Source organism: Trinickia camelliae (assembly GCF_053525655.1).
In genome coordinates this window covers 40737-51252 of sequence record NZ_JBCHAA010000027.1, presented here as the reverse complement: position 1 = coordinate 51252, position 10516 = coordinate 40737, and the positions used below count along the sequence as shown (strand labels likewise).

Annotated in this window: 8 protein-coding genes; 6 read left to right on the top strand and 2 right to left on the bottom strand. The window is 63.2% G+C overall.

Going from position 1 to position 10516, the window contains the following annotated elements; translation table 11 throughout:
- Positions 1-165: 165 nt before the first annotated feature.
- A complete protein-coding gene (locus tag AAHK20_RS31580; protein WP_449185442.1) occupies positions 166-1395 on the bottom strand; it encodes a glycosyltransferase in 1230 nt (409 codons plus the stop codon).
- A 428-nt stretch (positions 1396-1823) separates the two neighbouring features.
- Here AAHK20_RS31580 and AAHK20_RS31575 point away from each other — a divergent pair, with 428 nt between their 5' ends.
- The 5 genes from AAHK20_RS31575 (at position 1824) to AAHK20_RS31555 (ending at position 8164) form a co-directional block, all read left to right on the top strand.
- Complete coding sequence (locus AAHK20_RS31575) at positions 1824-3071, top strand: oligosaccharide flippase family protein (protein ID WP_449185441.1); 1248 nt, start codon at positions 1824-1826, stop codon at positions 3069-3071.
- The gene (locus AAHK20_RS31570) at positions 3071-4144 is read left to right on the top strand and encodes a glycosyltransferase family 4 protein (protein WP_449185440.1); all 1074 of its coding nucleotides are present in this window, start codon (positions 3071-3073) and stop codon (positions 4142-4144) included. The genes AAHK20_RS31575 and AAHK20_RS31570 overlap by 1 nt, the downstream gene beginning before the upstream one ends.
- A gap of 69 nt (positions 4145-4213) precedes the next feature.
- Positions 4214-4459 carry a hypothetical protein gene (locus AAHK20_RS31565; protein WP_449185439.1) on the top strand — a complete coding sequence of 82 codons (246 nt, stop codon included), beginning with the start codon at positions 4214-4216 and terminating at the stop codon, positions 4457-4459.
- A gap of 570 nt (positions 4460-5029) precedes the next feature.
- On the top strand, positions 5030-6787 hold the full coding sequence (locus tag AAHK20_RS31560; protein WP_449185438.1) for a S10 family peptidase: 1758 nt from the start codon (positions 5030-5032) through the stop codon (positions 6785-6787).
- A gap of 186 nt (positions 6788-6973) precedes the next feature.
- Positions 6974-8164 (top strand): porin, encoded by a 1191-nt coding sequence (locus AAHK20_RS31555; RefSeq protein ID WP_498063351.1) that lies wholly within the window; start codon positions 6974-6976, stop codon positions 8162-8164.
- A gap of 75 nt (positions 8165-8239) precedes the next feature.
- Here the strand turns inward: AAHK20_RS31555 and AAHK20_RS31550 are convergent, their stop codons facing one another.
- Positions 8240-9028: a sulfite exporter TauE/SafE family protein gene (locus AAHK20_RS31550; protein WP_449185436.1), complete on the bottom strand. Its 789-nt coding sequence runs from the start codon at positions 9026-9028 to the stop codon at positions 8240-8242.
- A 395-nt stretch (positions 9029-9423) separates the two neighbouring features.
- On the opposite strand from AAHK20_RS31550, the gene AAHK20_RS31545 reads away from it, so the two are divergent.
- Positions 9424-10515 carry a glycosyltransferase family 4 protein gene (locus tag AAHK20_RS31545; RefSeq protein WP_449185435.1) on the top strand — a complete coding sequence of 364 codons (1092 nt, stop codon included), beginning with the start codon at positions 9424-9426 and terminating at the stop codon, positions 10513-10515.
- The last annotated feature ends 1 nt before the right edge of the window (position 10516 follow it).

The window sequence follows — 10516 nt, the reverse complement described above, 5'->3', positions numbered from 1 at the left end:
AGGACCAAAGTGACCCCGGTCCCGGGGAGGGACGGACTATACGGACCGGCGCGAAATCAAAGTTTTCACCAAAACTCAAGCGAACAACAACAACGCGCCGCAGGCAAATATACGACCCACCGCGAATTCAAAGTTTTCACGAAAGCCCAAGCGAACGCTTAAGTCTCACCGCCCCCACCCAACCGCCTCCTGCAACGTCAACTTGAACTGCGAAAGCGTATTACGTTCGAGCAAATGCTCGCGCTCAGAATGCCCCGGATTACGCCCATGATGCCGCGAGAACATCACTTCCTCGACCGCAAACGCGATCGTATCCGGCGCGAGGTTCTGCACGACGGGCCCTAGCTCGCCGGTCTGGCAGAACCAGCCGATCAGCCCCTCGGCCGTTGCGATCACCGGCTTGCCGAAACGATAAGCCTGCACGAGCACGCCGCTCATGCCGTAGTGACCCTTGTAGCCGAGCCACACCGCGTCGCATGCCGAAAACAGATCGAACTCCGTTTCATTGCTGATGAACGAGTCGAGCATCAGCGGCGTCGGGCTCATACGCGGCGCGTTCTCCTGAAGAAACTCGCGAATTTCCATGTCCTGCTCGCCGGCGACGATCAGGGTGGGCGGATCGTCCATCGCCATCAACGCCTCGACAAGCTCGCGTATGCCCTTGCGGTCGGTGATCGCGCCGTACACCAGCAAGTAGTGTCCCGGAACGAGCCCGAGGCGCTCGCGGGCCACTTGCGGGTCTTCGGCGGTCGCATCGGGGAACGGGTCGGCGAGGTACTCGATCGCGGCGCCGTGCTTGGGCTTCGTACGGTGTCCGCACCATTCGAGCAAGGTCGGATCGATCGAGAGCAGCGTGCGCATGCCCGCCGATTTCACCGCGCGCTTGAAGAGCCGCGCCTTGACCGCGTTGACGAGCGGCCTGTCGGGCGCCTTCACGCCGACCTTGCGGTGGTGGAACGTCGCGCGCATCGTGATGCCGACCCACGGCGTCTTGCCAAACGGCGAGCCGAGGAACGGCAGCGCGTAAAAAAAGTAGTCGACGTAAGGCACGACGACGAGCGCAAGCGGATGGATGCGCTTCAAGATCCGGTACGCGTGCTCGAAATAGCGGTGATAGCGCACGTAGCTGAAGCGCTCGAGCACGCGCCCGAGTCCGCGCTCGCGATCGGGCGGGTCGATGAACGCGATTTCGAGGTCGGGCCGGTTCGCGGCAAGAATCTTGCGAGCGAGACGATGGTCTTCGTTGCTCGATTCCGTGACGATGATGCAGGGGTGGCCGGCTTCGGTGTAGGCGTCCGCGGCCCATTCGGCGTAGCGCCAACGGTGGCCGGTGAAGTTGGGTTCGACAATCAGCACGAATTCGCGTGACGTCGAGGGTTTTGTCGTATGAGCCATCGAGTGTGTTGGCCAGTGCCGGTGCAAAGCACGTAGCTGGCCCCATACAAAATGTTTCAACGTGAATGCCGGACGGCGCGTAACGTTGCAGTGCAACGCGCCAGGCGTGGGTCAATCCGCAAGAGTCGATGCACGAAACGTGCATGCACGTTTTGCGCATAGACAGACCCTAACATCCCGAGCGCTGATCGAACCGCCAAATTCGCCGTTTTCCTGGCGAAAAAAGACAGTGCGCTCGCAAACAGGTGTGCGGAAATCGCCTACCTGATGGCGCTCAAAGCTGCGGCGAACGCGTTACTTTTGCAATCATTGCCGAGCGGAGAGACGTAAGGACGCATTTATCGCGCGACTCGCGCAGGGCCGGCGTCCGGCAGGTTTTTTCGTATGTTCAATAATTCACTAGATGTGAATGTGCAACGGGGGACAGAGTGAGATCTGTGAGGCTTCCGGCATTTTCGATGCAGGCGGGCTTCGGCGCTAGCGCGGCCACCTGGGTGCTGCTGCAGCAGGTGATCGTGCGCGGCCTCGTAGCCGTCAAGTTTCTCGCCATTGGCCGGATTCTCGGCCCGGCGGCGATCGGCAGCGTGAGCGTCGCGCTGCTGGCGGTCGCGATCGCCGAATCGTTGTCCGATACCGGGCTTGCCCAAGCGGTCATTCAAGGCCACGAAACGCCGACGCGCTCCGAGCTCAGCGCCGTCTGGACGACGCTCGCCGCGCGCGGCGTGTTCGTCGGGCTGCTGCTCGTCGCCTTGGCGCCGCTGATGCAAAGCCAGTTCCATCTGGGCGGCTCGCTCTTGCTGCTGCAACTGGCCGCCGCGCTGCCGCTCATTCGCGGCATCGCGTCGCCGACTTATTTCGTCGTGCAGCGCGAGCGGCGCTTTCAGCACATCGCGGGCGTCGAGATATCGGCGGCGTTCGCCGATTGCAGCATCGGGCTCGTGCTCGCGCTCTCGGGGGCCGGCGCGTATTCGGTGCTGCTCGGCATGATGGCCGGCGAGACGCTCAAGAGCACGCTCACGTGGGCCACGATGCAGCCGCGCCCGCCGCTCAAGATCTCGTGGTCGGGCATCGGTCACTACATTGGCTTTAGCCGCTGGATCTGGGCGAGCAGCGTCGTGAACCTGGTCCTCAATCAGTTCGACAAGATCGTCGTCGGCAAGCTGCTCGGGCCGGCTCAGCTCGGCGCCTATCAGATGTCGTCGCGGCTCGCGCAAATGCTGCTCGCCGACGCGGCCATCGCGATGTCGCAATATCTGTTTCCGACGTTCTCGGCGCAGCATCGCCACGATAAGCATGCGGCCGCGCGCGTGTTCAAGCTCTATCTGCTGGTCGCCGCGGCCGGCCTCGTGGTGATCGTGATCGCGCTGCGCCTGCTCGCGGCGCCGCTCTTCTCGCTCGTGCTCGGGGCCGCGTGGATGTCGGCGGTGCCGCTCTTCAAGATCTTCGTCATCAATATGGCGATCGGTGCGCTGATCGCCGTGCTCGTGTCGTACCTGCGCGCGGTCGGCGATGCACGCGCGGCGACGCAGGCATCGGTGATGCAGATGATCGTGCTGTTCGCCGTGGTGCCGCCCGCCACGCACTACTGGGGCGTAACGGGTATCGCGTGGGGAATGACGGCCGGCCTCGGCACGGCTGCTCTATGGATGCTCTATCGGACGGTCAGGGTGTCTTGATGCGGATTCTTCACCTCGTCCTCGCGCCGCGTTTGTCTGGCGCCGAGGTGCTCGCGAAAGACCTTGCCATCCATCAGCGGCGGCAGGGCCACCCTATCTGCGTCACCGCGCTCGCGCCCGAGCACAACGATTTCAAGTCGCTGCGCGCCGATCTCGAGGAGAACGACGTGCAGTGCCGCTTTCCGCGCAAAGAGCATGGAATGCTCGGCCGGCTTTGGCATCTGTATCACGTGATTCGCCACGAGAAGCCCGACGTGATCTTCGCTCACGCGACCATCCCGGCGTTCTACGCGCGCGCCTTGCCGCTCGGCGCGCCGATCGTCTACGTGATGCATTCGGCGACCAACGATTTCGAGCGCCACTTGTTCCGTAGCGTCGAACGCATTTTGTCGCCGCGCGCGCGTGCGGTGATCGGCGTCTCGCAGGCGAACGTCGAGGACTACATCGCCGCGGTCGGCCCGCATCCGCTGATGACGGTGATTCCTAACGGCGTCGACATGGCGCGTTTCGCGGATCAGGCGAACGGCAACGACGTGATCCGCGCACCGCAGATCGTGCAGATCGGCCGCTATACGTCGGTCAAGAATCAGCTGCAGACGGTGCATGCGTTCGGCCAAGTCGTGCGCGAAGTGAGCGACGCCCGGCTCATGATGATCGGCGTGATCGAAGATCCTGCGTACTACGCGGCGGTGATCGACCTCGTCAACAAGCTCGGGCTCGCGGATCGCGTCGCTGTCGACGGGCCGCGCTCCGATGTGTCGAAGGCGCTGTTCGACGCGAGCGTCTTCGCGATGCCTTCGCGCTCGGAAGGGCACAGCATTGCGTTTCTCGAAGCGCTGGCCTCGGGGATTCCGGTGGTCGGCAGCGCGATCACGCCGTTTGCGTTCGCGAAGGACTTTCCGAACGTGCAACTGCTCGACACCGACGACACGATGGCTTACGCAAGCGCGCTCATGACGGCGCTCGGCCAGCGCCGCGCCGAACGCACGCTGACGGGACTTACGTTGCAGGATTCGGCCGAACGCTATCTTGCGGTAGCGCGTCAGGTGACGCATGCGGGATCGGCGTCCTGAGCAATGAGATACGCGGGGCACGAAACCTGCGGGATACAAGAAAGCGCTTTTGCTTTGGGGGTAAAGAACATGGACCTGCAAACCTATACCGAGCTGCCGCTCGACGAGCGTGCTGCATTCGAGCTCGTCTGCGCGAGACGCGGCTTCGCACCGATGCACTTCGACGTCTCCACTACGGAAGACATGACCGACGGCCACAGCGAACGGCTCGTGACGATCCGGCGCGGATGCTGGGCACAGTCCTACCACGCGGACCCTCCGGGTCAATGGATTCATCAATTCGAAGCCGACCTTGTCTGTCGTCTTTTCAAATAAGCTCGTTCCCTTCGGGTAACAATTTGTTACTTTACGGGTGAATTCGCTAATTCTAATATTCGCCGATATCGTTAATCGGAGACAATAAATCGGGTTTAGCGATTCGGCATAATTCAATGGCAATCTTTCAAATTCCTTCCTTTCGTTTGAGGGAATTTGATTATTGCTCTATTGCAAGCCCCTCAATTTCATTTGTGAAAATGCGTAATCGGCATTGCTGCCTGCCTCCGGCTATTGAATAGCCGCAGTGGCGGGCGGTGCTGTATGCGCGATGGTTGCGTTTCGGCGCAGGCCCACGCTCGCCCCTACGCAGCCTGATCGACAAGTCGTTCTGTTTTTCAGCTGTCAATCATTCGGAGATTTTTCGGAATCAGACTGTTCCGTTTAAATTCTATTGTCCTGAAAATTAATCCGATATAAAACCGCTCGAAATTCATCGCGTGGAGACCGGAATGCTCGGGTAACGCTAATCGAAACATGATGGCGCAGCCCTGGTGTGGAAATCGCTCGGAACTACCCGTTTCAGGCGGTGGCATTGATCATTCTGTTAATAAAAAGGCGATAATAATCATGACGAAATCGAGGTTCTCGAGTAGCGATTCGCTGTTTTACGGAAGACTATGGGCGCCGCTTGCAGCCGCGGCGGTTTCCGCGGCGCTGCTCGCGGGTTGCGGCGGCGGTTCGTCGTCGGGGGCGGGCGGCGCGACCGCCAACACGGCGTCGGCGAGCCCCTCGACCTCTGCACCGCCGCCGGACAAGCCGCTCGTCGACAACGACATCTACGGTTCCGGTCCGAACGATGCCGTGAGCGATGCGACCGAAAGCGCCGCCGTCACGCATCACCAGGTCACGGTCAACGGCAAGACCATCGCCTACACGGCCACGGCGGGCCACCTCGTGACGATCGATGCGAGCACGTCGCAGCCGAACGCGAAGGTGTTCTACGTCGCCTACACGCAAGACAACCCCGACCCATCGAAGCCGCGCCCCGTCACGTTTTTCTATAACGGCGGGCCGGGCTCGTCCGCGGTGTACCTGCTGCTCGGCTCGTTCGGCCCGAAGCGGATTCAGTCGTCGTTCCCGAACTTCACGCCGCCCGCGCCGTATCAGCTGCTCGACAATCCGGACAGCCTGCTCGACCGCTCCGACCTCGTCTTCATCAACCCGGTGGGCACCGGCTATTCGGCGGCGATCGCTCCGTCGAAGAACAAGGACTTCTGGGGCGTGGACCCCGACGCACGCGAGATCGACCGCTTCATCCAGCGCTATCTGACGATGAACAATCGCTGGAATTCGCCGAAGTTTCTGTATGGCGAGTCGTACGGCACGGCGCGCAGCGCGGTGGTGTCGTGGGTGTTGCATGAAGACGGCATCGAGCTGAACGGGATCACGTTGCAGTCGTCGATTCTCGACTACGCGAACGCGGAAAGCGCGGTGGGCCTGTTCCCGACGCTCGCGGCCGATGCGTACTACTTCAAGCGCACGAGCGTCACGCCGCCGCCCGCCAACCTCGACGCGTACATGCAGACCGTGATGAACTACGCGACGAGTACGCTGATGCCGCTTGCGCAGGCGCCGAATCCGCAGGACGGCGGGATGGTCAACGTGCGCTTGAACATGACGCTGCCCGTGGCGCAGCAGATGCAGCAGTACCTCGGCATCGATCCGATCATGCTGATCCAGAGCCAGGGCAATCCGGCGGCGCTCGACCCGAACGCCAACCAGTCGTTCTTCTCGCTTCTGGTGCCCGGCACCGCGATCGGACAGTACGACGGCCGCGCGACGTCGATCAACACCGGCATCGGTCCGTTCATCCTGCCGGACTCGGGCAGCAACGATCCGTCGATCACCAACGTGGCGGGTGTCTACACGGTCGAATGGAACAACTACCTGAACAACGACTTGAAGTACACGTCGACCTCCGCGTTCGTCGACTTGAACGACCAGGTCTTCAACAACTGGGACTTCAGTCACGTCGATCCGACCGGCGCCGCGAAGGGCGGTGGGAACACGCTCTATACGGCGGGCGATCTGGCCGCGACGATGACGCTGAACCCGGACTTGAAGGTGCTGTCGGCGAACGGCTACTTCGATGCGGTGACGCCGTTCTTCCAGACCGCGCTGACGCTCGCGAGCATGCCGGTGGACCCGTCGCTGCAAGCGAACATCACGACCAAGCGCTACCCGTCGGGGCACATGATCTATCTCGACGATCCGTCGCGCGATGCGCTCAAGGCGGACCTCGGGACGTTCTATGACGGCGTGATGGCGAATCGTGCCGCGATGAAGCGCGTGTTGATGCTGCAGCGGCCGCCTATGGCTCGATGAGGCGCTAGCTTCACCTTCTTTTTAGCCGCTATAGCAGGCACATTGACAGGCGCATCGCCACGGGGCGATGCGCCTGTCAACGCTTGTGTCGCCTCATAAGCATCGCAGAATTGCTTCGTTCTCCAGGCGGCGCCGCATCCCGTATCGTTCAACCCGTTTTTCGAACAACAAGACAACACAACGGGAATGCCAACAATGAAGCGCCTTTCACTCCTCGCCATCCCTGCCGGCCTCCTTTTATCGGCCGGCGCCCACGCCCAAAGCAGCGTCTCGTCGAGCAGCGTCACGCTGTACGGCATCGTCGACACCGGCATCGCCTACGTGCACAACGCGCAAGGCGCGAACGGCAAGAATCAGTCGACGCTCGTGCAGGCGTCGAGCGGCAACGTGTCCGGCAGCCGCTGGGGCTTGAAGGGCACCGAGGACTTGGGCGGCGGGCTCGCCGCGCTGTTTCAGCTCGAGAACGGCTTCAGCGTGGACACCGGCACGCTCAAGCAGGGCAGCCGCGAGTTTGGCCGCAAGGCGGTGGTTGGGCTGACCGGCAACGCGTGGGGCACGCTTACGCTGGGCCGCCAATACGATCCGCTCGTCGACCAGGTTCAGGCGCTCACCGAAGACAACTACTTCGGCGGCGTGTTCGGCACGCCGGGCGACCTCGACAACTACGACAACAGCCTGCGCGTGAGCAACTCGATCAAGTACGTGAGTCCGAACTGGGCGGGCTTCCAGGTCGAAGCGCTTTACGGCCTCGGCGGCGTGGCGGGCGCGAACGGAGCAGGGCGCACGTATAGCTTCGGCGCGGCCTACGCGAACGGGCCGCTCGCGTTGGCCGCCGGGTACTTCTACGCGAACGGCGGCAACAGCACCACGAACGGCGTGCGCACCTGGACGAGCAGCTCCGACAGTCTCTTCAACACGGTGATCAACCAGGGCTTCGCGAGTGCGGATTCGATTCAGATCGTGCGCGTCGGCGCGCAGTACGCGATCGGTCCGGTGACCGCCGGTCTCGCGTATTCGAACACGCAGTACGGCAGCGATTCGTCATCGCTCTTCCGGCAGACGGCGAAGTTCAACAACGGCTCGGTGTTCTTCAACTATCAGGCGAGCCCGGCTTTGCGCGCGGGCGTCGGCTACAACTACACGTCGCTGACCGGGCCGGCATCGGCTCACTACAACCAGGTCAACCTCGGCGCCGACTACGCGCTCTCGAAGCGCACCGATCTCTATGCGTTGCTCGGCTATCAGAAGGCGAGCGGCAGCACGTTGAGCGCGACGGGTCAGGTGATCGGCGCGCTGGCGTCGATCGGCGACTATGGGGTGAATTCGGGAAGCAACTCGCAGGATCTTGCCGTGGTGGGGATTCGGCACAAGTTCTGATGCCGCAAGCGCCGGCCTTCGCGTCGGCGCGTAATCGCAGACGCGCGGCGGGCCACTGGCCCGCCCGCCGGCATGTCAGCCGATCACCAACCTCACGCCGATCAACGTCAACGTCGCCGCGAGCAGATTGCGCAGCAGCGCATCGGGCGCGCGCGCCGACAGATGGCTGCCGATCGCAATCCCCGGCAGCGAGCCGACCAGCAGCGACAGCAGCATCGACCAGTCGACCGACCCCAGCAGCCAATGCCCCATCCCGGCGATCAGCGTGAGCGGCACCGCGTGCGCGATGTCGGAGCCGACGATGCGCGAGGTCGGCAGCGTCGGATAGAGCAGCAGCAGCACGGTCACGCCGATTGCCCCCGCACCGACCGACGTCAGCGACACGAGCACGCCGAGCACGGCGCCCGTCAGCGCCGTGAGAAGGGCCGTGCGCAGCGGCGCGGGCGCGCTCTTGTGGCGCGCGGCGAACGCGGCCAGTTGCGGCCGGAAGATGAGCGCAACCGACGTGATCAGCAACGCGACGCCGAGCACGGTCTGAATCAGCGTCGTCGCGGCGTGCGAGTTCATGCCGTAGCGGTGCAGCAACCATAGCGTGACGACGGCGGCCGGCACGCTGCCGGCGGCGAGGCGTCCCGTCACCTGCCAGTCCACCGAGCCCTTGAGGCCGTGCACGAGCGTGCCGGTGGCCTTGGTCGCGGCCGCGTACAGCAGGTCGGTGCCGACCGCGGTGGCCGGATGCACGCCGAACAGCAGCACGAGCAGCGGCGTCATCAGCGAACCGCCGCCGACGCCGGTCAGGCCGACCAGAAAGCCGACGCCGAGGCCAGAGGCCGAATACATCAGATCGATATGAGGCATGCGCAAAAAGCGGCTGGCGAACGCCGCGTTGAGTAGGCCAGAACGGGAATGAAGCGGAAACGAAGTTCGCCATTGTCGCAAAAGCGCGGCCATGCCGCAGCGCAGCGTTGGGTGCTCTCCGGAATAACAGCGTTTCCGTACACGTTCTTACAACACGGCAACCCAAATAGTGCTGTTTCCGCGAGATAGTGATGACTGGCGCGAAACGCCATCGACGCGCGGCTGATTTGTACTATCAGATGGCGGGCGTCTTTTATGCAGGTGGCGTTACCTTAGAGGGCCTGCTGACGCTGGCAGCAGGGTGGCGTACTTGCACAACCGGCGCGCCGTGCGAGCGGACGGGTTCGCACTGGCATTGCACATGCTTGACTTAAAGGAGTGGGAAGGCCCGGGGACTCACAATGCGAATTCTGCAACTCGTTCTTGCGCCGCGGCTGTCCGGCGCGGAAATGCTGGCCAAGGGGATCGCGATTGGCCATCAGCGAAGCGGTCACAGCGTCTGTCTGGCGTCGCTGCTTCCGCAACACAGCGACTTCGAGCCGGTGAGCCGCGAGCTCGCCGCGCAGGGCGTGACGTGCCTCTTTCCCACCCGGACCTACGCGCGTATCGGCCGGCTGCTGTTTCTCTATCGCGCGATTCGCCAGTTCAAGCCGGACATCATCTTCGCGCACGCCACCATTCCGGCCCTCTATGTGCGCGCGCTGCCGCTTTCCGTGCCGATCGTCTGGGTCATGCACTCGGGCGTGAACGACTTCAAGGACTCCAACGTATTGCAGCGCGCCGAGCGGCTGCTGTCGTCGCGCGCGAAGGTGGTGATCGGCGTGTCGCAGAAGAACGTCGACGACTACATGAAGGAGATTGGGGACCATCCGTCGCTCGTCGTCGTGCCGAATGGCGTCGACACGTCGTCCTTTGCGACGGTCATGGGTCGCATGCCGGCTCGCAATCCCGCCAACGACAGCAAGCGTATCGTGCAGATCGGCCGCTATATCCGCGAAAAGAATCATCTCGACACCGTGCGCGCGTTCAAGCGCGTGCTCGAGTTCGAGCCCGAGGCGCGACTCCTGCTGTGCGGCGTGATCGAGGACGTCGCCTATCACGCGGAGGTCGTTGCGCTCGTCAACGAGCTGGGGATCGGCTCGCGCGTCGAGGTGGCCGGGCCGCGCTCGAACGTCGCCGAGATCCTGTGCGCGTCGAGTGCGTTTGCGATGCCGTCGAGCTTCGAGGCGCACAGCATCGGTTTTCTGGAGGCGTTGGCGTCGGGGATTCCGGTCGTCGCCAATGCGATTCCGGCGTTCAGCTTTGCGGGCAGCTTTCCGAGCGTGCGGCTCGTCGATACGACCGATGCCGAAGTCTACGGCCGCGCGCTCGCCGAGGCGTTGCAGCAGCCGCGCGCGGTGCGGCCGCTCAACGGGCTCACGCTGCAGGATACGGCCGACCGGTATCTCGCGATTGCGCGGCAGGTGCTCGGATTGCGCGTCGGCCTGCGCTGAC